We start from the raw sequence: 25,695 nt of genomic DNA on the forward strand, positions 1-25,695 counted from the left end.
AAAAAGCTGCTGTGCGCCCCGGATGTGACCGAGGTGGTAAACGCCTGTGACGCGGGACGGGAGGGCGAACTGATTTTCCGCAACGTCTATGAGCTGGCGGGGTGCAAAAAAACCATGAAACGGCTCTGGATTTCCAGCATGGAGGATTCGGCAATCCGGGAGGGCTTTGAAAACCTCCGCCCCGGCGAGGACTATGATGGTCTGCATCAGGCGGCGCTCTGCCGCGCCAAAGCCGACTGGCTGGTGGGCATCAACGCTACCCGGCTGTTTTCGGTGCTGTACCGCCGGACCCTCAACATCGGTCGGGTTATGTCCCCGACCCTGGCCCTGATCGTCCAGCGGGAAGCAGAGATTGAAGCCTTCCAGCCGGAGCCGTTCTATACGGTGGCGCTGGAACTGCCCGGATTTACCGCTGTGGGAGCGCGGATGAAAGACAAAACTGCCGCAAAAGAGCTGCAAACCGCCTGCCAGGGCGGTTCTGCGGTGGTGAAACAGGCGCAGCGGAAAGAGAAGTCCGAAAAGCCGCCCGCCCTTTATGACCTGACCACCTTACAGCGGGACGCCAATCGCCTGCTGGGGTTTACCGCCCAGCAAACGCTGGACTATCTGCAAAACCTCTATGAGAAAAAGCTGTGTACTTATCCCCGGACGGACAGCCGGTATCTGACCTCGGATATGGCGGAGGGCCTGCCGGTGCTGGTCAACCTCACCGCCAATGCCATGCCGTTCCGAAAGGGGATCGGCATTACCTGCAACCCGGAGGCGGTCATCAACGATAAGAAAGTGACCGACCACCATGCGGTGATCCCCACCCGCAATCTTCGGGATGCGGATTTGTCCGCCCTCCCTGTGGGGGAAAAAGCGGTGCTGGAGCTGGTGGCCGCAAGGCTGCTGTGCGCGGTGGCGGAACCCCATCTCTACGAGGAAACCGCCGCCACGCTGGTCTGCGCCGGTCAGGAGTTTGCCGCAAAAGGGAAAACCATTCAGCGCCCCGGCTGGCGCGAGCTGGATGCCGCTTATCACGCCGGTCTGAAAGATGCCCCGGAGCCGGAGGAAAGACCAGAGGAAAAGACGCTGCCGGAACTCTCCCAGGGACAATCTTTGTCCGTTTCCAATGCCTCCGTCAAGGAGGGGAAAACCAGCCCGCCAAAACATTTCACCGAAGATACCCTGCTGTCGGCTATGGAGAACGCCGGTAAAGAAGATATGCCGGATACTGCCGAGCGCAAGGGATTGGGTACGCCCGCCACCCGCGCCGGGATTCTGGAAAAGCTGGCCTCCACCGGTTTTCTGGAACGGAAAAAGAGCAAAAAAACGGTCCAGCTGATGCCCTCCCGCGACGCGCGTTCCCTCATTACGGTTCTGCCGGAGCAGCTGCAATCCCCGCTGCTCACCGCCGAGTGGGAGTACCGGCTGGGCGAGATTGAGCGCGGCGAGCTTTCCCCGGAGGAGTTTCTGTCCGGGATTTATACCATGCTGCGGGAGCTGGCGGCAACCTATCAGGTGGTTAAGGGGACCGAGTATCTGTTCTCCCCGCCCCGCGAAGCGGTGGGCAGATGCCCCCGGTGCGGCGGTGAGGTTACAGAATCGCAAAAGGGATTTTTCTGCCAAAGTGAAACTTGCAGATTTGCCATCTGGAAAGACAGCAAGTGGTGGAGCGCCAAGAAGAAACAGCCCACCAAGGCCATTGTCGCGGCCCTCTTAAAAGACGGGCGGGCAAGGCTCACCGGCTGCTACTCGGAAAAAACCGGAAAAACCTATGACGCGGATGTGCTTTTGGAGGATACCGGCGAGTATGTGAACTTCAAGCTGGACTTTGGCCAGCGGAAAGGAGGCTCGTGATGAAGCTGTCGCTGCTGGAACAAGAAACGGTTCTCCTTTATAACCAGGCCGAGTCTGCGGCAGAGGTCTATACCCATGACCCCAAGCTGATGAAGAAGCTGGAGCAGCTGGCGGAAAAATACCCTGAGCAGATCATCAAAAAGGACGCCCACAACTTCATTGTCCCCAAACGCTGCGTATCGGTTCGGGAGCCGTACAGCGAAAAGCGGCGCAAAGCCGCCAGTGAACGGGCCAGAGCCGCAGGCTATAAGCCGCCGTTGAAATCCTCCTCCGGTCAATAAGCATGGGCGGGAATGTCTTTGAAACGGTAAAGCAGTCCATCACCACCAGAGAAGCGGCGGAACACTATGGAATCGAAGTAAAGCGAAATAGTATGGCCTGCTGTCCTTTCCACGATGACAGGACGCCCAGCATGAAATTAGACCGCCGCTTTCACTGTTTCGGCTGCGGGGCGGACGGAGATGTGATCGACTTTGCCGCCAGACTGTATAACCTCTCCCCCAAAGAGGCGGCGGAAAAACTGGCCCAGGATTTTGGCCTGCTCTATGACAGTCAGGCGCCCCCGAAGAAAACCTATGTCCGTCAAAAGTCCGAAGCGCAGAAGTTCCGGGAATCAAAACAGCGGTGTTTCCGCGCTCTGGCAGACTACGCCCATCTGCTGCGGGGCTGGGAAACAGACCTTGCGCCCCTGACCCCGGAGGATGAGCCGCACCCCCTTTTTGTGGAGGCGCTGCACCAAAAGGACTATGTGGAGTACCTTCTGGACTTTCTGATGGAGGATGGCATAGAGGAACAAAAAACATGGATTGCAACACACATAACAAAAATCATGGATTTGGAAAGGAGAAACAAGGAAATGGCAGAGAAACCTACCAACCGGGAGCGATTGCGGGAAATCACCGAGGGCATTGAGCAGAACATCAAGGAACTGTTTGAGAGCGAAAAGTATATGCGCTATCTGTCGGTGATGTCCCGGTTCCACCGCTACTCGGTCAATAATACCATGCTGATCTATATGCAGAAGCCGGACGCGACCCTTGTGGCTGGCTATAACAAGTGGAAGAACCAGTTTGAGCGCCATGTGAAGAAGGGCGAGCGCGGCATCACCATCATCGCGCCCACCCCCTATAAGAAGAAAATCGAGGAGCAGAAGCTGGACCCGGACACCCACGCGCCAATGCTGGACGCAAACGGCAGGGTGGTCATGGAGGAAAAAGAGGTGGAAATCCCGCTGTTCCGTCCGGTGAAGGTGTTTGATGTGAGCCAGACGGACGGAAAGCCCCTGCCCTCCCTGGCGGCGGACCTGTTCGGGAATGTCCGGCACTTTGAGGCGTTTATGGAGGCGCTGAAACGCTCCGCCCCGGTTCCCCTTGCGTTTGAGGAAATGGACGCGGATACGGACGGATATTTTTCTTCCATTGAGCAGCGCATCGCCATCCGCCAGGGCATGAGCGAGGTGCAGACGGTTTCCGCCGCTGTCCATGAGATCGCCCACAGCAAGCTGCACAACTTTGATGTGACGGACAACCCGGACGCGCCCTTGTATCAGGAAGTGGAGCTGTTTGGACAGCCAGCCCTGTTCTCCAATGAGCGGATTGCCGCAGACGATCTGCCGGACGGACTGTTTTGTTATGACCTGCGCGGTTCCGATGATGACCCCGGCGCGCCGGTTGCCGTAGAGGAACAGGTTATCGTCAACCACGCCGGTTCCGTCATAACCGCAAAGCCGCTGGAACTGCCGGAGGAAGGGCATCTCCCGCTGACCGATGAATCCGGCCTGGACTTTAACGGCGGCGAAAAGACCGCCCAGCGGTTTTTGCAGGACCATAAAAAGGACCGGCGCACTGAGGAAGTGGAGGCCGAGAGCATCTCTTACGCGGTCTGCCAATATTTTGGGATTCAGACCGGCGCAAACAGCTTTGGGTACATTGCGAACTGGAGCCAGGGCAAGGAGCTGAAGGAACTGCGGGCCAGCCTGGAAACCATCAACAAGACCGCCGGTGCGCTGATTGCCGATATTGACCGCCATTTTCAGGAGGTCTGCAAGGAGCGCGGCATTGATCTGGAATCCGGGCCGGAGCAGGACGCCGGAAAAGAAACCATACAGACGGAAAGCCCGCAGGCCGGTCAGGAGAATCACGAGGCTATCCCTGAACCGGAACCCTCCTGGAAAATCCCTACCGAACTGCCGGAGCAGGACCCCTCCATGTTCCGCTATTACATTACCCAGGAATCGCTGGATGTGGGAACCTATCCTTTGATGGACGGGAAAACCATCACCGAACTTGCCGCATGGGTAAAAGTGGAACAGGATTCCATCACCGCCTTTGGCTGTATCGACTATCCCCAGCCGCTGACCGCCGAGCAGGAACGGGAATACGCCCTTTTGCCCGCCAGCCAAAACCCGCAGGCGCTGGATTCCATCGGCCATGCCGCAGAAGCCGCCCAGCTGCCCGACGTGCCGGAGCAGACGCTGGATGAATACCCGATGCCGGACCCTTTGCTGCGGGAGGACGATCTGAAAAACTGCGGCTATCAGGACGGGGACTTGCTGCCCCTCTCCAAAGAGCGGGCGCTGGAACTGTTTGAGCAGGATTTGACGGTGTACGCGGTGGTGGACGGGGGCGGCGCGGAAATGCTCTTTGACCGGGAGGAATTTGAATCCCAGCTGCCCGGTACGGTGTTTGCCCTTTCCCGCGAGGAATGGGAGGAAAGCCCAGCCTTTGACGGGCTGGTGCAGGACCGGCTGAACCGCCAGCAGGAACGGGAGCAGGCGTTTCTCTCCCATGAGGGGGACTGCTTTGCCATCTATCAGGTAAAGGACGATGACAGCCTGCGGGAAATCCGCTTTGAGGGGCTGGACTGGCTCCAATCCATCGGGCGCGAGGTGGAGCGCGAGAATTACAACCTGATCTACACCGCGCCCCTTTTCGGCAAAGATACGCCGGAAGTTGTGGCGGAGCAGCTGTTCTACCGCTTCAACAACGAACACCCCAGGGACTATCACAGCCCCTCCATGAGCGTCAGCGACATTGTTGCCATCCGCAGGGACGGCGCGTTATCCTGTCATTACTGCGACAGCTTTGGCTTTCAGCAGATCACCGGTTTTCTTGACGCGAACCCGCTGAAAAATGCGGAAATGTCTATGGAGGACGATTACGGCATGATTGACGGGATCATCAACAACGGTCCCAAAGAGCCGACCGTAGCCCAGCTGGAACAGCAGGCCAGAAGCGGCCAGCCGATCTCCCTGATGGATTTGGCGGATGCGGTCCACCGGGAGGAACAAGACAAGCGGAAATCGGTGGTGGAACAGCTCCACCAGCAGCCGAAGCAGGAAAGCAAAAAGACAGCGCCGAAAAAGAGCGCGGAAAGGGAGCTTTGATATGGGACACTTTACCTTTGAAGAAATCAATCTGATGTGCATTTACAACACCGGAACCCGCGCCGGACTGATGGAGAGCCTGACCGAGATGCGCGGCTATCTCTCGCCGGAGGAAACAGAGCTGATGGAGCTGACCGACAGCGCCCTTCATAAGCTGCGCGCCATGACGGACGCGGAGTTTGACAGTCTGGAACTGTACCCGGACTTTGACGAATAGGAACCAACAGACCGGAGGGGCTGGCGCTGTGCCGCCCCTTCCTTTTATCCAAAACCCGAAAGGAGGGCCGAAAACAATGGCAACCAAAGCGCAGATGTACGCACAGATGGCCGACCATGCGGCGGTGCAGCTCACTTCCAGCTGGAATGAGTGGATGCGGTTTCTGGACACAGCCTCCAGGCTTTACAAATACCCGTTCCATGACCAGCTGATGATCTACGCCCAGCGCCCGGACGCTACCGCCTGTGCGGAGTATGACCTGTGGAATGACAAGATGGGCCGCTATGTCCGGCGCGGCTCCAAGGGCATCGCCCTGGTGGACGATTCCGGGGACCGGACCCGGCTGCGGTATGTCTTTGACATCTCCGACACCGGAACCCGCCCGCACTCCCGCACACCCTGGCTCTGGAAGATGGAGGAACGGCATATAGATTCCATCTCCGCCATGCTGGAAAACCGGTATGGGGTGGGCGGCGATGATTTAGGCGGGCAGCTGACCGAGATCGCCCGCAGGCTGGCCGGGGAATACTGGGCGGACAACGGGCGAGACTTCCTTTACATCGTTGACGATTCCTTTTTGGAGGAGTACGATGAACTTAACATCGAAGTCCAATTCAAAGCCGCCGCCACCGTCAGCATCGCCTATTCCCTGATGTCCCGCTGCGGGCTGGCCCCGGAGCAGTATTTCACCCACGAGGATTTCATGCCGGTTTTCGATTTCAACACACCGGCCACCGTTGGGGCGCTGGGAACGGCGGTCAGCCAGATCAACCAGCAGGTGCTGCGGCAGATCGGCATAACCATTCTAAACGCGGAACGAGAGGCCAACAAAGAAAGGAGCCAGCAAAATGAACAACACCTTAACTTACATTCAGAACGGGGATTATCTGATTCCCAACCTGCAACTGACAGAACAGCCCGAAACGCCCCTGGGCAAGTACGGCAGGATGCGGAAAACCTACTTGAAGGAACACCGGCCCATCCTTTACAACCGTCTGCTGATGAGCGAGAAGCTGTACCCGCACCTGTTGGAGATCGACCGGACCGCGAACAGCCGATTGGAGCAGCTGATGCCGGAATTGGCGCGGGCGGCGGGCGTGACGGAGGAACTGAAAGCCCGCGATCAGATGCAGTGGGTGGGCCTGATGAACAACTGCAAGGCTCAGGCGGAGGAGATTCTGCTGGCGGAACTTATCAACAGCTAACCTTAAACCTGTTTCTCTCCGAAGCAGAACAGATTCAGAATATTGATGAAGCAGAGAATGTGAAAGCATCCTCTGCTTTTTCTTTTGCCCAAAAGGACATCGACCATGTGCTGCGGCTGGGCGGCAATACCGACCGTCTGCGGGAGCGTGTGACAGCCGCATTTGAAAAACAGAAGCTGGTCCCGGAGATTGCCGCCGCCCTGCAATCCCTCTATCATGGCGGCAACGGCTTTACCACCGATGCAGGCCGTATCACAGTCTGGTACGGCGAGGACGGAATCCATCTCTCTCATGGAACATCCGCCCGTTATGATAAATCCGCACAGATTATTTCCTGGGAGGGCGCGGCGGAGCGTATTGGCGAGCTGTTGGAATCCGGTCAATTTGCGTCCAATGTAGAGCTTGCCGAGGCGGAGGGTTATGAACGCTTACTCCTTGCCAACAAGCTCTGGAACCTATATCACGATTTGAGCGATGACGCCAGAGAAGCCGGATATTTACCCAGTCTGTCGGAAATCAAGGGAAACGGGTTTCCAGAAGAATCTGCATGGCTCACTGAGCAGCTGCGTGACCCGGCCTTCCGCCAGCCCCTCACAGAAGAATACGCCGCCTTTTGGACTGCCTATACGCAAGACCGTAACTTGCTGCGGTTCCATTACCACAAGCCAAAGGAGATTTGGGAAAACCTGAAAGACCTGTCGCTGCCCCGCAGAGCCTTTTCATCTGAAATGGCAGAGGTTTCCGCAGTAAAACAGTTTATCACCGAGGACGAGATAGGCGCGGCCCTTTCTGGCGGCAGCGGCTTTGCAGGGGGCAAAGGGCGCATTTATGCCTTTTTCCAGCAGCCCCATACCGACAAGGAAAAAATAACATTTTTACGGCAGGAATATGGAACCGGCGGGCGTTCCCACGCACTGTCCGGTGCAACGCACAGTGGCGAAGATCACGATGGAAAGGGCCTGCGCTACCAGAAAAAAGGCTGTGACGATGTGCGCCTGACCTGGGATAAGGTCGTGAAGCTGGTTGCCGGCCTGATCCAAAAGGACCGTTATCTGACCGAAGCAGAACGGGAACAGTATGAGAAAATCCAGGCAGAAAAGGAACTGGCCGAGGCGGGCATTGTAGAGTCACAGAGCCAGCCTGCTCCTGTCCATGAAACCGAAACAGAACCGCCCCAGCCCGCGCTGGAAGATGTGCTGGAACAGTACAAGCCGGTTGTGACCGCCGCCATCATGGAGGATACGGCATACCGCAACGCCTGCGGCCATACTGACCATGAAAACGCTGTGATTGAGGGCAACGCCGCTGTGCGCCGCGCGGTTCTTGGCTCCGGTAATATGCAGCTTCTTAAACAGTATTCGGATGTGCCGGAGTTCCGCCACCGCCTGCATCAAGAGGTGATTGCCGAAACCTATCCAAAGCTCCATGAGCTTCTGCGCCCTCTCTCCCAGGACGATATTGACGAAGCCCTCTGTGCATGGAATGGGGATATGGACAGCAAACGGGCCGTAGTCCGCTACATGGAGAACCATGCCAGGGACAAAGACACCGCTGCATGGCTGTCCCAGGAGTACGGCGGTCCTGAAAATAAAAATCTGTTCATTGTCCGCGCCGGAAGTCCTGAAACAATCGAACTTCCCTGGCCCAAGGTACAGCGCCGGATCGCCCAGCTTATCAAAGAGGACCGCTTTTTTACAGAGGAAGAACGGGACAATCTGGATGATATAGACTCTATCGCAATCCGGGAAAATCTGGCCCAGCGCGGCATTGTAAACGGGCAGGTAGTGGAACCGGAAAAGCTGGACAATGACCCCTTTATTCAGCAGGTCATGGCTGATATGGAGCGGCTCACAGAGGCAGACCGGCAGGAAGAACCGGCACAGGAAACAGCCGGAGCCACCCCCGCTACGGACGAATCGGGAACACTTCCCCGCGACCCGATGGCATCGGCCTATGGCGTAGGGGATTTTGTTTTTCTGGAAAATACCGAGTACCGTATCACCGATTTGCAGCGGGGCTATGTCCAGCTGAATGACCCCGCGCTGGCTTACCCCATTTACCGGACGGAAAGCAAAGAACAGTTTGAACGCGCCATCCGGCAGGACCCGCGCAACAGCGCCATCACCGACTATCTCCCCGCCGATCTGGACCAGTTTTCCCCGGATTTGCGGGAAGTCCTGACCGGGGAGGGCGGTTTGCTGGATGCAGGGGCAAAGGAAGATATAGCGGCGCTGCTCCGAAGGGGCGCAGGCAATCCGGCTGTCGCCCAGCATCTTTCCCAGCGGTTTTCCGGTACAGTGGAAACCATGCAGCTGGAAACCGGAGATACGGCGGATTACCGAACCTCCGCAAACGGCATGGAAGTGGAGATTCTGCGGGAAGATGAAACGGTGCTGGCAGCGATGTATGAAAGCTGGGAGCCGCTTGCCGCTGCCCTGCGCGCCCTCTACCAGCAGGAGCTGGACGGATTCTCCCACGAACCGGCACAGCCAGAAGAACAGCTGGCAGAGGAACAGCCGGATTTTGGGAATCCCCCTGCACCAGAGCCGGAGCCGCAGATCACCATCACCCCCGTCACCCGTTATCCGGGCGAACAGAACCATCTGCCCTATGATGTGGAGATTCATACCCTTCACATAGGGGAACCGGAACCCACCCCTCCCCAGCCGACTGCCGGGAACTTCCGTATCACCGACATTCACCTGGGCGAAGGCGGGCCAAAAGCAAAGTTTCGGGCCAACATGGACGCAATCAATCTCCTGAAAGAATTGGAGTTTGAAAACCGGCAGGCCACGCCGGAGGAACAGGAAACCCTTTCCCGGTATGTGGGATGGGGCGGTCTGGCAGACGCTTTTGACGAGAGCAAGCCCGCCTGGGCCAAGGAGTTTGCGGAACTCTACGCAACGCTGTCCCCGGAGGAATATGAAGCCGCCAAAGGGACCACCTTAAACGCCCATTACACCAGCCCTACCGTTATCCAGGCCATTTATGAAGCGGTGGGGAAAATGGGATTCCAGACCGGCAACATCCTGGAACCCTCCTGCGGTGTGGGCAACTTCTTCGGTATGCTGCCGGAGGAAATGCAGGGGAGCAAGCTGTACGGCGTGGAACTGGATTCCATCACCGGGCGCATCGCAAAGCAGCTCTATCCCAAAGCAGACATCACCATCGCGGGCTTTCAAACCACCGACCGGCGTGATTTCTATGACATAGCCGTAGGAAATGTGCCTTTTGGCCAGTATTCCGTCAATGACCGGGCCTATAACAAGCTGAACTTCAACATTCATAACTACTTTTTCGCTAAATCATTGGACCAGGTGCGTCCAGGCGGCGTAGTGGCCTTTGTCACCAGCCGCTACACGATGGATTCCAAGGATTCTACGGTGCGCCGGTATCTGGCGCACCGGGCGGAGCTGTTAGGCGCGATCCGTCTGCCCAACAATGCGTTTCGTGCCAATGCCGGAACGGAAGTGGTATCCGACATTATATTCCTGCAAAAACGGGACCGTCCTATCGACATTACACCGGATTGGACGCAGACCGGACAGACCGAAGAAGATTTTACCATCAACCGCTATTTTCTGGACCACCCGGAAATGGTGCTGGGCCGCACTACCGCGCAAAGCACCCAATACGGAAAACAGGATTATACAGTGGCTCCTATTGAGGGCCTGGAACTTTCCGACCAGCTGCACGACGCCATAAAATACATTCGCGGGACCTACCAGGAGGCCGAACTGCCGGAGTTGGGCGAGGGGGAAGAAATTGATACTTCTATCCCCGCTGACCCTGATGTAAAAAACTATTCCTACACCGTTGTGGACGGTGCAGTGTACTATCGGGAAAACAGCCGCATGGTGCGCCCTGACTTAAATGCCACCGCCGAGGCTCGTATCAAGGGTCTGGTGGAACTGCGGGACTGTGTGCAGAATCTCATCGCACAGCAGATGGACAGCTTTGTTTCGGATGCGGCGATCCGTGAAACACAGGCCGGGTTAAACCGGCTCTATGACGCATTTTCCGCAAAGTACGGTCTTATCAATGACCGGGGCAACCGGCTGGCCTTTGCCGATGATTCCAGCTATTATCTGCTCTGCGCGCTGGAAGTCATTGACGATGAGGGACAGCTGAAGCAAAAGGCGGATATGTTCACCAAGCGCACCATCAAGCCCCATCAGGCCGTTACTGCGGTGGATACCGCCAGTGAAGCCCTGGCTGTTTCCATCGCGGAAAAGGCGGAGGTGGATATGGCGTACATGGCCGAACTGAGCGGAAAAACCCAGGAGGAATTGGCGCTGGAACTGCGGGGCGTGATCTTCCGTCTGCCCGGACCATTGGCGGAGGGGGAAACGCCCCATTATGTGACAGCGGACGAATACCTGTCCGGCAATGTGCGCCGGAAACTGCGGCAGGCGCAGCGGGCGGCAGACAAAGACCCCGATTTTTCTATCAATGTGGAGGCGCTGACCGCCGCCCAGCCAAAGGATTTGGACGCATCGGAAATCGAGGTGCGACTGGGTGCTACCTGGATCGACAAAGACTACATCCAGCAATTCATGTACGAAACCTTCCACACCCCGTACTACCTGCAAGGGAAGATTGAGGTCAAGTACGTCCCCTATACCGCCGAGTGGCAGATCACCAGCAAAAACGCCGTTGGGTATGGCGATGTAGCAGCCAACACCACCTACGGAACCGACCGGGCCAACGCCTACAAGATTCTGGAGGACAGCTTAAACCTGCGGGATGTCCGCATCTATGACACCATTGAGGACGCCGAGGGGCGGGAGCGCCGGGTACTCAACGCCAAAGAAACCACCCTTGCCGCCCAAAAACAGATGGCGATCCGGGAAGCCTTCCGGGACTGGATTTGGAAAGACCCACAGCGGCGGCAGACGCTGGTGCGCCAGTACAACGAGGAAATGAACAGCATCCGCCCCCGCGAGTATAACGGGCAGCATATCCGGTTTGCGGGCATGAACCCGGAAATCACCCTGCGGGAACACCAGAAAAACGCCATCGCCCATGTGCTGTACGGCGGGAATACCCTGCTGGCCCATGAGGTGGGCGCGGGCAAAACTTTTGAAATGGTAGCCGCCGCGATGGAATCCAAGCGGCTGGGCCTGTGCCAGAAATCCCTCTTTGTAGTGCCGAACCATCTGACCGAACAGTGGGCGTCCGAGTTTTTACGGCTCTATCCTTCCGCGAATATCCTTGTCACCACAAAAAAGGATTTTGAAAGCCACAACCGCAAGAAATTCTGCGCCAGGATCGCCACCGGGGACTATGACGCGGTGATTATCGGACACAGCCAGTTTGAGCGTATTCCCATCAGCCGGGAACGGCAGGAGCGCCTGCTGCGGGAGCAGATCAACGAGATCACCGACGGGATTGCCGAGGTGGAGGCCAGCGGCGGGGAACGCTTTACTGTCAAGCAGCTGGAACGCACCAAAAAATCGTTGGAGGCAAGGCTGGAAAAATTGCAGGCCGAGGGCCGCAAGGACGATGTGATTACCTTTGAACAGCTGGGCGTGGACCGTCTGTTTGTGGACGAGAGCCACAATTATAAGAACCTCTTTTTATACACCAAAATGCGGAATGTGGCGGGACTTTCCACCACAGACGCGCAGAAATCCTCCGATATGTTTGCCAAATGCCGCTACATGGACGAGATCACCGGCAGCCGGGGCGTTGTGTTCGCCACCGGAACGCCGGTCAGCAACAGTATGACCGAACTTTATACCATCCAACGCTACCTCCAGTATGAGCGGCTCCAGGAATTGAACATGACCCATTTCGACTGCTGGGCCAGCCGGTTCGGGGAAACGGTGACAGCCCTGGAGCTGGCCCCGGAAGGGACCGGCTACCGGGCGCGGACAAGATTTTCCAAGTTTTTCAACCTGCCGGAGCTGATGAACTTGTTCAAAGAGGTAGCGGACATCAAGACCGCTGACCAGCTGGACCTGCCCACCCCGGAGGTGGAATACCACAACATCGTGGCAAAGCCCACCGAACACCAGCAGGATATGGTGAAGGCCCTCTCCGAGCGCGCCGCCAAAGTCCATTCGGGGACTGTTGACCCATCAACCGACAATATGCTGAAAATCACCTCGGATGGCCGCAAGCTGGGGCTGGACCAGCGAATCATCAACCCCATGCTGCCGGACGAACCCGGCACAAAAGTCAACCAGTGCGTGGACAATATCCTGCAAATCTGGCGGGACGGACAGCCGGAAAAGCTGACCCAGCTGGTGTTTTGCGACATTTCCACACCCCAGGCGGCTGGCTCCAAAAAGGTGGCCAAGTCGCTGGATAACCCGATACTTCACGCGCTGGAACAAGCGGTTCCAGAGCCGGAGAAACCACTGGCCTTTACGGTCTATGAGGACATCCGGCAAAAACTCATTGCACAGGGTATGCCCGCCAGCCAGATTGCTTTTATCCATGAAGCCAATACCGAAGTCCGCAAAAAGGAGCTGTTTTCCAAAGTCCGCTCCGGCCAGGTGCGCGTCCTGTTAGGCTCCACCCAGAAGATGGGGGCCGGGACCAACGTGCAGGATTTGCTGGTGGCCCTTCACGATCTGGACTGTCCCTGGAGGCCCGGAGATGTAGGACGGATTTTGCGGACATTCAAAATAAAAAAGAATGTGGAGGTAACAGACAATGGCAAAATCATTATTTGAGGAACTGGGCGGCAAATACGAAAGGCAAGGTGATTATCTAATTCCATGTATATCTTTACCCGCCGAAAAAGAACAGCCGATAGGCACATGGGGACAGCGGCATCTGGACTATCTGAAGAAGTACCGAAAGGTTACATACACCAATCTTCTCACAAGCGGCAGGCTAAACGCCTACCTTGCCGACATTGACAGGCAGGCGCAGGAACGCTTTGAAAGGCTCATAGAGGGCATGAAACAGGCACAGGGCATAACGGAACGCCTAAAGGAAGAAAACGCCTTAGAATGGACAGGGCGGCTCAATAACATAAGGGCGTGTGCAAGAGAAATTGTGAACGAGGAAATTATCTTTGCATAGGGTAGGTAAGGTGGCAGAGTGTAAAACTCTGTCGCTTTTCTTTTCGGGAAGTTTCGATTAAAGTTCGTATTTGCCAGAAGGAGTTTTGACATGATAAAATGTGAATAGCTATATCATTATAGTTCACATGAAAATAAATAGAGGAATGCGACATGCTTGTTGTCACATTCCTAATGTTATAACTAATAATGAAGGAGGAAAGAAATATGCCATTTACTGAAATATGTATTTATCAAGTCAAACCGCAAAAGGTAGAGGAATTTGAAGCTCTAATGCATGAAGCCAAAAGCCTTTTGGAAAAACAGGAGGGATTGCTTCTGCTTCGGTTCGCCAAAAGAGGGTATCGCATAGACATGGAGCAAATTAAGGAGGGACTTCCACCTCTTAAAATCAACCGTATTGTAAAAAGTGTTAAGTATATGCTTTACTGGGAATTTGATACGAAAGAAAGCTATGGAGCAGCACAAAAAAATCTTTATGACAGCTATTGGAAGTCTATTGAAAAATGTTTAATAGTTCCGCACGACAAATATTTAGGAGAGGGAGTGTTTTAATGGATTTCGCATATTGTGGATTAAATTGTAATGAATGTCCTGTTTATTTGGCTACTATCAGCAAAAATACAGATGAACAAACCAAATTGGCAAATGAATATTCAACCGATACTGTAAAATTCTCAAAAGAAGATATGTATTGTTTGGGATGCCATTCTGATACGGTGTCACAAAAGATGTGCGGTGATTGTGATATAAGGCTATGCGGCGTTAAGAAACCTTATGGAAGTTGTGCCGAGTGTGACAAATTTCCATGTTCTATACTGAAAGAAAATTTAGGTGATAATTCAGAAAATTTGAATCATTTAAAACAGCTTGCCATTAAACACAAAAAGGCAGAGTGATAATATGCAGATAGACAGACTTATTCAAATTGTGTTTCTCTTGTTAAGGCATGAGAATATAACTGCGAAGCAACTGGCAAAGGAACTTTGTGTTTCCACCCGCACGATATATAGGGACATCAATATACTTTCGATTGCGGGCATACCGATTACATCACAAAAGGGATATGGCGGAGGATTGTCGTTATTACAAGGCTTTTCGCTGGATAAATCTTATTTTACGCAGGAAGAACAAAAGAATATTATACAGGCGTTGCAGATTCTAAAGTCGTCAAATTATCCTAACGCTGATAAATCATTAAACAAGATTGCTGGATTGTTTAGCCATAATTTACAGTCCGAATGGTTGGAGATTGATTTTTCCTATTGGGGCAGTCCAGAAAAGGAACGGAACAATATTACGGTTTTAGAACGTGCGATAATCAATAAGTATGTGATTACGTTCACTTATTTTAATGCAGAATTGACAATCACCAATCAGATTGTCGAGCCGTTGAAATTAGTTTTTAAATCTCACGCATGGTATCTTGTTGCCTATTCAAAGAACAAAAATGATATTCGCACTTTTAAGATGTCCCGCATAAGGGAGCTTCAAATAACAGACCAGTTATTTGAACGTGAATTACCAGAGGATTTTTCTATTACCCCTGCCTACAAGGAAGAATACAATACACCCGTATTCGTATTACATTTTTCGGAAAAGATAGCGTATAAAGTTTATGATGAATTTCAAGAGAAATATATTAAAAAATTAGACGATGGAACATTGGAAGTGACTTTTAGATACCAGTTTAGTGATTGGACTTTCCTATATCTGCTTTCTTTTGGGGAATATGTTGAAATTATTGAACCTATTGAAGCAAGAAATATTCTAAAGGAAAAGGCTAAAAGAATATCTGCCATGTACTAACAATGGCGGGAAAGTAGAGGTTTGCCGTAATTTAAAGGATTATAAATAGCAATTATAGGAGTGCATATGAAAGAAAAGTGGATACACTGTCCTGTTTGTGGTAACAAAACCCGTGACAGAATTAGAGAGGATACGGTTTTAAAAAATTATCCTCTCTACTGTCCAAAATGCAAGCAGGAAACATTGATTGAAGTAAAGAATTTGCAGATAACAGTCATCACAGAGCCAGACGCATAAGACGCAGAGCCGATGAACAAGTGAGCAATCACAGTTTATCGGCTCTGTTTCTGTCTATAAGGTTTTAAGGCGAACGCCCACCATATAAAAAAACGGCGTGTGGTGGGCGGTATTGCTATGCCCGAAAAGACTTAACAGACACTCTCCAGACCTGTTTTAAAGTTTGGAGGGATTTTTTTATGTCCTTTTTTCGGGCAGTAATTCATCTGCTCATGCAATGCAGAGTTAATCCATACATAGCATATCGAGGAATGGCAGAAAGCCAGTTAAAAAAATCCCTGCCTATGCAACGCTACTTCTCGCCATGAAACCAGAAGTAGAATCTCCACTTAACAGAATATGTATTTCCTATAACCGTAGAGGTCACAGAACCTTTGCGGTTTTTCTTTTGTCGTTTTTTATCAAATTATGCCGCAGGGCTGTATCTGGTATTCATTGCCGCTCCCCGCCCCCCCATCTGGATTTTAGCATTTCAAAAATTCAGATGGGAGGTACTTATGGTGAAGTATGCACCAAGAAAAGTATATATCAAAGAGAATAGCGGCTATGTGGAGCTGTCCTATCGGGATTTCTGCCGCCGCAGGCAAGCCGACCAGAGTTACATGGACAAGCTGTTTATCCCCGTGCAGGGCTGTCTGATTGAAGTTGTGCGGGAACAGTACGCAGATTTCTACAAGGAGAAAGAGCGGTGGCGTTATCTGAAAAAACTGGACACGAACCACAAGCTGCTCTCATTGGAGGGATTTACAGACAGCGAGGGGAATGTACTTGACTTCGTTGTTGATGAAGCGGTGGATGTTGCGGAAACCGTTGTCCATGCAGTGATGGTGGACAGGCTGAAAGCCGCCCTGCCTTTATTGTCAGGCAGTGAGCAGGCATTGATAAACGCAATCTTCTTTGAGGGACTTTCCGAGAGGGAAGTCGGGCTGCGGTTGGGCGTGACACAGAGCGTTGTGAACAAGCGCAAAGCCAAAATCCTTGCGAAGCTGAGAAAGATAATCGAAAACAAAATTTAAGGCGTTCAGCCCCCTTGTTTTTTCCTTTGGGAAAATGAGGGGGCTTTTTCTGCCCTCTCAATCAATTTCGATTGGAGGAAATAAGATGGCATACAACCACGGACGGGAGGACAGGAAATGGCGTATCTGGAAAGAAGCGGAAGAAAAGATTTTGCGTGAGTGCGGAGTTGACGAAGCGGTCATTGAGCAAATCCGCACAGACGACAGGGCAGATTTTAATTCCAACAGGCGGTTTTACCGATGGGCGAGCGACTTCGGCGAATACCTTGAGGGCATGGCAGACAGGGAGAAGCAGACGGAGGTAAAGTCTGTTGCTGAATTACTGGACGAGATTGAGAACGAAACTCTGTACCTTGCCTTAATCACGGTGGACAGGCGCACGTTACAAATCGTCCTGCTGAAAATGCAGGGCTATTCCACAAAGGAGATTGCCCCGCTTGTGCATTTAACGGCAGGGGCTATTTATGCGAGGTTAAACCATCTGCGGAAGAAGCTGCGGAAAATTTTATAAGCGGCTAATATATCCTGCTTTCCTATGGGCTATCGGGTGGGGAGGGAAAAACTCTCCCCTACTTTTTAGCAGGAGGAAAGAAAATGGCATACGGGGCAAAGACATACACGCTTCGGGAGGAATCCACGGAAAGCGGCACAAGGTATTCCATCAGCTTTAAGGACGGGCAGGGGGAACACCACGAACTGGAAGTATCAGAACAGCTATTCTTTGAATTTCGGCAGATGGAGCGCAGGAACAGAAATCTTCAGCAATGGAACCAGCGGCACAGGGAGTTTAACGAGGTATGGGACGAAACGCTTTACAGACGTGCATTAAGAGTGCCTAAAACGCTTGATGAAAGAATGATTGAAAAAGAAAGAAATGAAATGTTCTATAAGGCGGTTGCCCGACTGCCAGAGATACAAAGGCGGCGTTTCCTGCTCTACTACGAGTATGATTTCAACTTTTATCAAATCGGCGAAATGGAACATTGCACCGCTTCCGCTGTCCAGAAGTCTGTTTCGGTTGCAAGGGAGAAAGTTAAGGCGGAAATGAGAAAGTATCTCCAATCTTGACGATTACTGCCCGAAAAAGAAATTCATTTTTTATCGGCGTGGGGATGGCGGCATTACATACTCTCACTTCTTTTTGTGGGAGTAAATCTATTTTAAGGAGGTCACATCTATGTGCAACAAAACCAAAGACACCGCCCGAAAGGAGGACAGCCATGCAGAAGTTACAGACGGTCAACGCCGACACGCTCCTCTATGAGCCGCTTGAAAAACCGTCCTTTGTGGTGGACGGTCTGATACCCACGGGCTTAACCCTGTTCTGCGGCTCACAGAAAATCGGCAAGAGCTGGCTCATGTTAAAGCTCTGCCTATGCGTGTCGCAGGGAATCCCCTTGTGGGAGATGCCGACACAGGAGGGCGATGTGCTTTACCTCTGTCTTGAGGACACGTTTTGCCGCATTCAAGACAGGCTGTTCCGTTTGACGGATGAAGCGAGCGGGCGGCTTCACTTCGCCGTGGCGAGCGATAAGCTGTCAGACGGTCTTATCGTGCAGTTGGAAGATTATTTGAAAGAATACCCCGACAGCAGGCTTATTGTGATTGACACCTTGCAGAAAGTCCGCACCGCATCCAAAGACAACGCCTATGCAAGTGATTACGGGGACATCTCCCTTATCAAAGACTTTGCCGACAGACATTCTCTGGCTGTCATTGTCGTACACCACATCCGAAAGCAGAATGACAGCGATGTGTTCAATAAGGTGTCTGGCACGACAGGCTTGACGGGGAGTGCGGACGCAACCTTTGTCCTGCAACAGGAAAGCCGTGCGTCCAACGCCGCCAAGCTGTATGTGACGGGCAGGGACACGCCCTATCAGGAGTTTACGCTCCGTTTCCATGATTGCAGTTGGGAGCTTGTGGAGCGTAAAGAGCAGGAACAGCTTGCCAAAGAAGCGATACCAGATATTCTTTTTCGGTTAGTGGATTTCATGCAGTGCAGGGAGGAATGGACTGGCACAGCCACCGAGTTACTGGACGCTCTGGGGGAAACAGGGACAGCGGCGAATGTCTTGACAAAGTGGATGAACGAGTACCGCCTTGATTTTCTCCTTGAGAACCATATCCGCTATGATTTCAGCCGCAGGAGCAGCGGGCGGATGATTTCCCTTGCAAGGCAGGAAAATGTGGAGGGTGACGGTCATGACGATGATGACGGTGTTTTTGGGATACCCCCGCCGCTGTCACCCTTACGGGAGAACACCCCGTAAACGCAAAATGCAGGCGTGGGCATTACTCGCCCTTTTCGGCTCGTAAAGCCACCCCTGCGGTCAGAAAAATCTACCGATTTTTCCGACTGCGTTTACAGGGTGTAACACACTACACTTTGCCCTGCAAAGTCGTGTGCCAGACGTTCCCTCTGGACTCCCTTATGGCAGGGCTTTGCCCTGCTTATCCTGCGCTTTCCGCTTCGGATAAAAGAATGTCGGCGTGACGGTTACGGCTCTTATGAGGGGGTATCCCAAAAACACCGTCATAACCGTCATGACCGTCACGCACCAAAGACAGGAAGCGACAGTTACCCGCCGAAGAAAGGAAGATGAATTATGCCTTATGCAATCCTGCGTTTCCAGAAACGCAAGGCAGGCGGCGTTGCGGCTTGCGAACGCCACAACGAGCGGAAGAAAGAAGCTTATAAAAGCAACCCAGACATTGACGTGGGACGCTCCAAAGACAATTACCATCTTGTGAATCCGCCCCGCTACACCTATAAGAAAGAGATAAACCAAATGGTAAAAGAAGCAGGCTGTAAGGTAAGAAAAGACAGCGTGATGATGGTGGAAACGCTCATCACAGCTTCGCCCGAATTTATGAACCAGTTACCGCCCGAAGAACAAAAAGAGTATTTCCAGACGGCTCTTGACTTTGTTTCGGAGCGTGTGGGAAAGAGGAATATCCTCTCCGCAGTTGTCCATATGGACGAGAGGACGCCCCATATGCACCTATGCTTTGTGCCGCTTACGCCAGACAACAAGCTGTCAGCGAAGTCTATCTTAGGCAACCAGAAATCCCTATCCGAGTGGCAGACCGCCTACCATGAGCGGATGTCCGCACGGTGGAACGAGTTGGAAAGAGGTCAGTCCTCAATGGAAACGAAGCGGAAACACATCCCAACATGGCTCTACAAGTTGGGCGGCAGATTGGATAAACAGTATGCGGAAATCGTGTCTGCCCTTTCCGACATCAACGCTTTTAACGCAGGGAAGAAGCGTGACAAGGCTTTGGAACTGATTGCAGTATGGCTCCCAGACGTGGAGAAATTCTCTAAGGAAATCGGCAAACAGCAGGCGTATATCGACAGCTTGAAAGAGAGAATCGGGCAGGAATCCGATTATGCGGGGCGTATGCGTGATGAAAAGTACGAGCAGGAACTAAAGGTACAGAAAGCCAACCAGAGGATATTTGAGTTGCAGAAAACCAATCAGCAGATGGAACGGTTATTGAAAAAAATACCGCCAGAAGTATTAGAGGAATTGCAGAAAAGCAATCGGAACAGAGCGAAAGAAAGGTAGGAATGTGAATGAAGAAACAGGATTTTAAGGTATTAAAGACCGCAGATTTATATCCGTTTCCCGACAACCCATTTCATGTGGTGGAGGACGAAATGCTGTCAGAATTAGCAGAGAGTATCAAAGAGTTTGGAATCGTAACGCCGATAATCACACGCCCGAAAGAGGATGGGAACGGCTATGAAATCATTGCGGGACAGCGGCGTGTCCGTGCTTCGGAGCTTGCAGGGATAAACACAATCCCCGCTTTTGTCCTGCCCTTAGACCGTGACCGAGCTATCATCACCCTTGTTGACAGCAATTTACAGCGTGAAAATATCCTGCCGAGCGAGCGGGCGTTTGCCTACAAGATGAAATCCGAAGCCATGAAGCGGCAGGGCTTCCGCACAGATTTAACCTCGTCACAAGTTGGGACGAAGTTGCGGACGGATGATAAGGTGGCACAGGGTTTCGGCGTTGGCAGGATGACCATGCAGCGATTTATCCGCTTGACGGAGCTGATACCGCCGATTTTGCAGATGGTGGACGGGGGGAGAATCGCCCTCACGCCTGCGGTGGAGCTGTCTTTTTTGAAGAAAGACGAGCAGGAAAATTTATTCGCCACAATGGAGAGCGAGGAAGCAACGCCCTCACTCTCACAGGCACAGCGGATGAAAACCTTAAGCCAGAGCGGGCGGCTTGACATGGATATGATATTTTCCATTATGACCGAGGAAAAGGGAAACCAGAAAGAAACCGTGAAAATCGGCATGGAGAGGTTAAAGAAATACTTCCCGAAAGGCACAACGCCGAAGCAGATGGAGGACACTATCATCAAACTTTTGGAGCGTGAATTGCAGAGGAAACGGAACAGGGACAGCCGCTAATCTTCTCTTTTCGGGAGGTAAATATATAACTTTATTCAGATAAAATGCAAAAAGCCAAGACAGGAAAGGGGCAGGAAATGAAAGAAATCCAGTATGAGATGGTGAAAGAAATCGCCGTGTTGTCTATGAGCGACAGCGGCTATACAAAGGAAATCAATTTAATCTCATGGAACGGGAAAGAGCCAAAGTATGACATCCGCAGCTTTTCCCCCAACCGTGAGAAGTGCGGAAAGGGAATCACGTTGACCGCCGATGAAGCGGCGGCTCTCCTTAAAGCATTGCGGGAAGAATTGAACAGCGGGGATTGATTGTGTCTGATTGGCAGGGCAGGAGCATTTTTATATACTCTCCTGCCCTGTCTGGAAAGGAAGATTTGAGTATGGGCGAGGATAAGAAAGCGAACAAAAAGAGAAAGCGTATTGTGGCAAGACAGCCAGTGCAGATGATTGTCAGCCGTGAATATGTCGGCATACAGACCGTTGCGGAGGCGTTTATCCCGATTATCTCCGAGGACATCCGCAGGAAGATTGCCGAGAGTGACACCTTCGACAATGAGGATATATCCGCTTAGAATGTACGCAATGGAACATGAAATTTAGTAGAGCAAAGACGGAGGTTTAATAGTATGGCAGGAATCAAAGAAGAAAAGAAAGTCTATTTAGTCGGCATTTACTGCCGCCTATCGAAAGACGATGGCACGGAAAATGAAAGTGCGAGCATTGCCACACAGAAATCCATCCTCACGGATTATGTGAAAAAGCAAGGCTGGCATCTGGCAAAAACGTATGTGGACGATGGCTACTCTGGTACGAATTTCCAAAGACCGAGCTTCCAGAACATGATTAAGGACATTGAAAACGGGCTGATTAACTGCGTGATTACGAAAGATTTATCCCGTCTGGGGAGGAATTACCTTGACTGCGGGCTATATCTGGAAGTCTTTTTCCCAGAAAATAACGTGCGGTATATAGCGGTCAATGATGGAGTTGATACTTTGAATAAATCAGCGATGGACATCACCCCGTTCCGCAACATCCTAAACGAGATGTATTCTGCCGATGTATCGGTCAAGATAAAATCGGCATACCGAGCGAGGTTTCAGCAGGGGAAATTCATGGGGACGTATGCGCCCTATGGATATATCAAAGACCCTGCCGACCACAACCATCTGCTGATTGACGATAAGGTGGCGCACATTGTAAGAGAGATATTTGACCTTGCATTGGCAGGAAACGGACTTGGAAAAATCCGTAAGCACATCAACAGCCAGCACGTTTTACGCCCTGCCGCTTATGCGGCGGAGCAGGGGGCGGCAGGCTATGAGAGATACTTTGAGGACAACGAAGAAAACCGCTATATATGGAGTGAGAACAGCTTGAGGAATATTTTAAGAAGCCCTATCTATGCGGGAAACCTTGCAGGCTACAAGCGGATTGCCGCCAACATGAAAAGCAAGAAAAGACCGTCTAAGCTGCCAGAAGAATGGGAAGTGATACCCGACACCCATGAGGGCATAGTCACACAAGAAGAATTTGACACCGTACAGCAGCTTATGACGAGCCGCAGACGGGAAAAGAATAAGGGTGACTTTGAGAATATTTTTTCAGGCATTATCAAGTGTGCGGACTGCGGCTATGCTCTGCGGGCTATGAGCGCAAACAGGAGGAAACGCCCCGACATTATCGACTGCGTACAATATACCTGCAATAATTATGGCAGGTACGGCAACGTCATGTGTACCGCACACTCCATTGAAGCAAGGGATTTGTTCAACGCCGTCCTTGACGACATTAACCGCTTTGCGGATATGGCGGTGAATGACGAGCGGGCGGTGAGGGCGATTGAGAAGCGGCTCACGGAAACAGACCAGAGCAAGGCAAAGGCAATGGAGAAAGAACAAAAGAAGCTGAACAAACGCCTTGCGGAGCTTGACAGGCTGTTTTCCTCTCTCTATGAGGATAAGGTCATGGAGCGTATCACCGAGCGGAATTTTGAGATGATGTCGGGGAAATACCAGAAAGAACAGCTTGAAATCGAAACACGGTTGAGGGAAGTAACGGAAACTCTTAACGAAAGCTATGAGAAATCGCAGGGAATCCGTGACTTCCTCTCCCTTATCCGCAACTATCAAGGCTTAAAGGAACTGGACGCAACGGTGGTAAATGCGCTGATAGACAAGATACTTGTTTCGGAGCGTGAGAAGTCAGCGGACGGAACAGTTAGACAGGAAATCAAGATTTATTATAAATTCATCGGCTTTGTCGGTGAATTACATATCACACCCACAAAACGGTGGACAGCGTTGCCGCCAAAGAATTGTATGGTGTGCGGTGTTAAATACGTCCCTGGCTCTGCCATATCAAAGTATTGCCCGATATGTGCGAAAAAGGTGCAGAGGGAGAAGTCAAACGAGAGCAGACGCAGGAGCAGGGAGCAGAAAAGGATGGCATGTATTGAACTGTCCGCAAAAAATGACCGACTGATCTGGCCCAGCGAAAAGGGCGGATCGAGCGCCAGGGCAACCAGAACCCGCTGGTCCATGTTTACCGCTATGTGACCGAAGGGACCTTCGACGCATACCTCTGGCAGACGGTGGAGAACAAGCAGAAATTCATCTCCCAGATCATGACCTCAAAATCACCGGTCCGCAGCTGTGACGATGTGGACGAAACCGCCCTGTCCTTTGCGGAGATCAAGGCCCTGTGCGCCGGGGACCCCCGCATCAAGGAGCGTATGGATTTGGATGTGGAGGTATCCCGCTTAAAGCTGATGAAGGCCGACCACCAGAGCAAGCAGTACCGACTGGAAGATCAGCTGTTAAAGCATTTCCCGGAGGAGATTGAGAAACACAAAGGCTTTATCCAGGGCTTGGAAACAGATATGGAAACCCTGGCGGCGCACCCACACCCAACAGACGGATTTACCGGCATGGAAATCCGGGGCGATACGCTCACCGATAAAGAGAACGCCGGAGCCGCCCTTCTGGACGCCTGCAAGGAGGTTAAAGGCTCCGAGCCGGTGCAGGTCGGCAGCTACCGGGGATTTGCTATGTTCGTAACTTTTGATGCTTTCCAGAAGGAATATATGCTCCAACTGAAAGGCCGGATGACCCACCGTACCGCCCTGGGCGCAGACCCGCGCGGCAACCTGACCCGGATTGACAACGCGCTTTCCCAGATGCCCCAGCGGTTGGAAAGCGTCAAAGTCCAGCTGGATAACCTTTACCAGCAGCAGGCCGCCGCGAAGGAGGAAGTGGGCAAAGCCTTCCCCTATGAGGAGGAATTGCGGGTCAAGAACGCCCGTCTGGTGGAGCTGGATATGGAGCTGAACATGGACAGCAAGGGGCAGTCCCGTCCAGAAGCGGCGATTGCCAAGCGCGAAAGGCCCTCGGTGCTGGAAGGGCTGAAACGCCCCATCCCGCCCCGCAGCATGGAAAAGAAACCCAAACAACAGGAACAGGAGGCAAGATAATATGAACAGCAACGAAAAGAATACGGCCCTTTATGAGAAGATGGCCGCTGAACAGGATACCTTCCGGGATTGGCTGAAAAGCCAGTCCCCGGAGGAGGTCTTAAACCATGCCTATGAGTACACCGTCCGGGAGGACATTGTGATGGCGATGGAGGTATTGGAGCTGACAGACGCCCAGGCCCAGGCGCTGCTGGATTCCCCTTCGCCGCTGGCTGATGTGTACCGCCATTTTGAAAAGCTGGAAACCGGCTATATGGATGTGATCCGGGAAAGCATTGAGGAACGGGCGAATGAGATGCACAGGGCAAAAGAGGAACAGAGAGCCGCCCCGGTCTATCCCCACTCCGCCGCCTATGCGTCCGAGCATGGGGAGATGGCGCAGTACCGCGCCTCCCTGCAAGTCAGTCTTGCCTGCAAAGAAGCCATTGAGCAGGCCATCAGCGCCCACTATGGGGATAACCGCCTGAATACCGAGGCCGCTGTCAAAGAGGTGCTGGAACAATTCGGGCCGGAGCGTGTGCAGTACATCCTTGCCAATACGGTGCTGAAAAAGGAGCATGACGGGCGTATCTCCCGCGACAACAAAGCCTGGGCGAAAACAATCCCCATGCCGGAGGATGGCGGCGATCCCCGCCACAGCTATGCCCTGGTGGTGGATAAGGTCAACACCGGCCTGACCGACCTGTTTTTGAAGCAGGCGCGGAAAGTCCTTCAAGCCCCGGAGAAAGGCTCTGTCCTGGAAAAACTTAAACAGGAGCCGCCGGAACGCAAACACGCCGCCCCTAAGAAACGGGAACCGGAACGATGAGCGCGGCAAAGCGGAAACGGGAGGTACAGGTGAATTTCCGGGTTTCCCCGGAAGAGCTGGCTCTGATCGAGCAGAAAATGTCCCAGCTTGGAACCGTCAACCGGGAAGCCTATCTGCGGAAAATGGCCCTGGACGGTTATGTGGTAAAGCTGGATTTGCCGGAGCTGAAGGAGCTGGTGTCCCTCCTGCGCCGGAGCAGCAACAACCTGAACCAGCTGACCCGTAAAGTG

21 protein-coding genes and 1 pseudogene are annotated in these 25,695 nt (G+C 52.7%); all 22 read left to right on the forward strand.

The features are described from left to right. Positions 1–1,842 (forward strand): DNA topoisomerase (locus ACTO17_RS16375; protein WP_482558673.1); only part of this gene is annotated, 1,842 nt, incomplete at its 5' end. Beyond that, positions 1,842–2,123: a hypothetical protein gene (locus ACTO17_RS16380; RefSeq protein WP_004054600.1), complete on the forward strand. Its 282-nt coding sequence runs from the start codon at positions 1,842–1,844 to the stop codon at positions 2,121–2,123. The genes ACTO17_RS16375 and ACTO17_RS16380, both read left to right, overlap by 1 nt. A gap of 2 nt (positions 2,124–2,125) precedes the next feature. Further along, positions 2,126–5,227, forward strand: a complete 3,102-nt coding sequence (locus ACTO17_RS16385) for an LPD28 domain-containing protein (protein ID WP_482558674.1) — start codon at positions 2,126–2,128, stop codon at positions 5,225–5,227. Between the two features lies 1 nt (position 5,228). Next, positions 5,229–5,444, forward strand: coding sequence for a transposon-transfer assisting family protein (locus ACTO17_RS16390; protein ID WP_482558675.1), 216 nt, complete (start codon positions 5,229–5,231; stop codon positions 5,442–5,444). A 76-nt stretch (positions 5,445–5,520) separates the two neighbouring features. Then, positions 5,521–13,332 carry an SNF2-related protein gene (locus tag ACTO17_RS16395; protein ID WP_482558676.1) on the forward strand — a complete coding sequence of 2,604 codons (7,812 nt, stop codon included), beginning with the start codon at positions 5,521–5,523 and terminating at the stop codon, positions 13,330–13,332. Then, the gene (locus ACTO17_RS16400; RefSeq protein WP_482558677.1) at positions 13,313–13,687 is read left to right on the forward strand and encodes a TnpV protein; all 375 of its coding nucleotides are present in this window, start codon (positions 13,313–13,315) and stop codon (positions 13,685–13,687) included. The genes ACTO17_RS16395 and ACTO17_RS16400 overlap by 20 nt, the downstream gene beginning before the upstream one ends. Before the next feature lie 206 nt (positions 13,688–13,893). Next, on the forward strand, positions 13,894–14,241 hold the full coding sequence (locus ACTO17_RS16405) for an antibiotic biosynthesis monooxygenase family protein (RefSeq protein ID WP_007048944.1): 348 nt from the start codon (positions 13,894–13,896) through the stop codon (positions 14,239–14,241). Beyond that, on the forward strand, positions 14,241–14,585 hold the full coding sequence (locus ACTO17_RS16410; RefSeq protein WP_007048943.1) for a DUF3795 domain-containing protein: 345 nt from the start codon (positions 14,241–14,243) through the stop codon (positions 14,583–14,585). Before ACTO17_RS16405 ends, ACTO17_RS16410 begins: the two co-directional genes overlap by 1 nt. Positions 14,586–14,589: 4 nt before the next feature. Next, positions 14,590–15,495, forward strand: a complete 906-nt coding sequence (locus ACTO17_RS16415; protein ID WP_482558678.1) for a helix-turn-helix transcriptional regulator — start codon at positions 14,590–14,592, stop codon at positions 15,493–15,495. A 66-nt stretch (positions 15,496–15,561) separates the two neighbouring features. Continuing rightward, positions 15,562–15,732, forward strand: a complete 171-nt coding sequence (locus ACTO17_RS16420) for a cysteine-rich KTR domain-containing protein (RefSeq protein WP_007048941.1) — start codon at positions 15,562–15,564, stop codon at positions 15,730–15,732. Positions 15,733–16,229: 497 nt separating this feature from the next. Next, positions 16,230–16,748: a sigma-70 family RNA polymerase sigma factor gene (locus ACTO17_RS16425; RefSeq protein WP_039944555.1), complete on the forward strand. Its 519-nt coding sequence runs from the start codon at positions 16,230–16,232 to the stop codon at positions 16,746–16,748. An 85-nt stretch (positions 16,749–16,833) separates the two neighbouring features. Further along, positions 16,834–17,259, forward strand: coding sequence for an RNA polymerase sigma factor (locus ACTO17_RS16430; RefSeq protein WP_039944554.1), 426 nt, complete (start codon positions 16,834–16,836; stop codon positions 17,257–17,259). 83 nt (positions 17,260–17,342) lie between these two features. Continuing rightward, positions 17,343–17,816 (forward strand): RNA polymerase sigma factor, encoded by a 474-nt coding sequence (locus tag ACTO17_RS16435; protein ID WP_482558679.1) that lies wholly within the window; start codon positions 17,343–17,345, stop codon positions 17,814–17,816. A gap of 152 nt (positions 17,817–17,968) precedes the next feature. Beyond that, complete coding sequence (locus ACTO17_RS16440) at positions 17,969–19,021, forward strand: AAA family ATPase (protein WP_482558680.1); 1,053 nt, start codon at positions 17,969–17,971, stop codon at positions 19,019–19,021. A gap of 336 nt (positions 19,022–19,357) precedes the next feature. After that, the gene (gene mobV / locus ACTO17_RS16445) at positions 19,358–20,323 is read left to right on the forward strand and encodes a MobV family relaxase (RefSeq protein ID WP_482558681.1); all 966 of its coding nucleotides are present in this window, start codon (positions 19,358–19,360) and stop codon (positions 20,321–20,323) included. A gap of 8 nt (positions 20,324–20,331) precedes the next feature. After that, positions 20,332–21,186, forward strand: coding sequence for a ParB/RepB/Spo0J family partition protein (locus tag ACTO17_RS16450; RefSeq protein WP_482558682.1), 855 nt, complete (start codon positions 20,332–20,334; stop codon positions 21,184–21,186). Positions 21,187–21,263: 77 nt separating this feature from the next. Next, complete coding sequence (locus ACTO17_RS16455; protein ID WP_482558683.1) at positions 21,264–21,494, forward strand: YdbC family protein; 231 nt, start codon at positions 21,264–21,266, stop codon at positions 21,492–21,494. A gap of 71 nt (positions 21,495–21,565) precedes the next feature. Continuing rightward, a complete protein-coding gene (locus tag ACTO17_RS16460) occupies positions 21,566–21,757 on the forward strand; it encodes a stage II sporulation protein R (protein ID WP_482558684.1) in 192 nt (63 codons plus the stop codon). Positions 21,758–21,811: 54 nt separating this feature from the next. After that, positions 21,812–23,743, forward strand: coding sequence for a recombinase family protein (locus tag ACTO17_RS16465; protein ID WP_482558685.1), 1,932 nt, complete (start codon positions 21,812–21,814; stop codon positions 23,741–23,743). Further along, positions 23,662–24,657, forward strand: a pseudogene (locus ACTO17_RS16470) (SNF2-related protein); the annotation flags it as partial. The gene ACTO17_RS16465 and the pseudogene ACTO17_RS16470, both read left to right, overlap by 82 nt. Before the next feature lies 1 nt (position 24,658). Beyond that, complete coding sequence (locus ACTO17_RS16475; protein WP_482558686.1) at positions 24,659–25,465, forward strand: DUF3848 domain-containing protein; 807 nt, start codon at positions 24,659–24,661, stop codon at positions 25,463–25,465. After that, the coding region (locus ACTO17_RS16480; protein ID WP_482558687.1) for a plasmid mobilization protein at positions 25,462–25,695 on the forward strand (234 nt) is incomplete at its 3' end. The genes ACTO17_RS16475 and ACTO17_RS16480, both read left to right, overlap by 4 nt.

The sequence above is a fragment of the Petralouisia sp. genome (assembly GCF_056822245.1).

Excerpts from the sequence above, each read along its gene's own strand:
- ACTO17_RS16380 (WP_004054600.1), top strand. The coding sequence starts at position 1,842 with ATGAAGCTGTCGCTGCTGGAACAAGAAACGGTTCTCCTTTATAACCAG.
- ACTO17_RS16385 (WP_482558674.1), top strand. The coding sequence starts at position 2,126 with ATGGGCGGGAATGTCTTTGAAACGGTAAAGCAGTCCATCACCACCAGA.
- ACTO17_RS16390 (WP_482558675.1), top strand. The coding sequence starts at position 5,229 with ATGGGACACTTTACCTTTGAAGAAATCAATCTGATGTGCATTTACAAC.
- ACTO17_RS16395 (WP_482558676.1), top strand. The coding sequence starts at position 5,521 with ATGGCAACCAAAGCGCAGATGTACGCACAGATGGCCGACCATGCGGCG.
- ACTO17_RS16400 (WP_482558677.1), top strand. The coding sequence starts at position 13,313 with ATGGCAAAATCATTATTTGAGGAACTGGGCGGCAAATACGAAAGGCAA.
- ACTO17_RS16405 (WP_007048944.1), top strand. The coding sequence starts at position 13,894 with ATGCCATTTACTGAAATATGTATTTATCAAGTCAAACCGCAAAAGGTA.
- ACTO17_RS16410 (WP_007048943.1), top strand. The coding sequence starts at position 14,241 with ATGGATTTCGCATATTGTGGATTAAATTGTAATGAATGTCCTGTTTAT.
- ACTO17_RS16415 (WP_482558678.1), top strand. The coding sequence starts at position 14,590 with ATGCAGATAGACAGACTTATTCAAATTGTGTTTCTCTTGTTAAGGCAT.
- ACTO17_RS16420 (WP_007048941.1), top strand. The coding sequence starts at position 15,562 with ATGAAAGAAAAGTGGATACACTGTCCTGTTTGTGGTAACAAAACCCGT.
- ACTO17_RS16425 (WP_039944555.1), top strand. The coding sequence starts at position 16,230 with ATGGTGAAGTATGCACCAAGAAAAGTATATATCAAAGAGAATAGCGGC.
- ACTO17_RS16430 (WP_039944554.1), top strand. The coding sequence starts at position 16,834 with ATGGCATACAACCACGGACGGGAGGACAGGAAATGGCGTATCTGGAAA.
- ACTO17_RS16435 (WP_482558679.1), top strand. The coding sequence starts at position 17,343 with ATGGCATACGGGGCAAAGACATACACGCTTCGGGAGGAATCCACGGAA.
- ACTO17_RS16440 (WP_482558680.1), top strand. The coding sequence starts at position 17,969 with ATGCAGAAGTTACAGACGGTCAACGCCGACACGCTCCTCTATGAGCCG.
- mobV (WP_482558681.1), top strand. The coding sequence starts at position 19,358 with ATGCCTTATGCAATCCTGCGTTTCCAGAAACGCAAGGCAGGCGGCGTT.
- ACTO17_RS16450 (WP_482558682.1), top strand. The coding sequence starts at position 20,332 with ATGAAGAAACAGGATTTTAAGGTATTAAAGACCGCAGATTTATATCCG.
- ACTO17_RS16455 (WP_482558683.1), top strand. The coding sequence starts at position 21,264 with ATGAAAGAAATCCAGTATGAGATGGTGAAAGAAATCGCCGTGTTGTCT.
- ACTO17_RS16460 (WP_482558684.1), top strand. The coding sequence starts at position 21,566 with ATGGGCGAGGATAAGAAAGCGAACAAAAAGAGAAAGCGTATTGTGGCA.
- ACTO17_RS16465 (WP_482558685.1), top strand. The coding sequence starts at position 21,812 with ATGGCAGGAATCAAAGAAGAAAAGAAAGTCTATTTAGTCGGCATTTAC.
- ACTO17_RS16475 (WP_482558686.1), top strand. The coding sequence starts at position 24,659 with ATGAACAGCAACGAAAAGAATACGGCCCTTTATGAGAAGATGGCCGCT.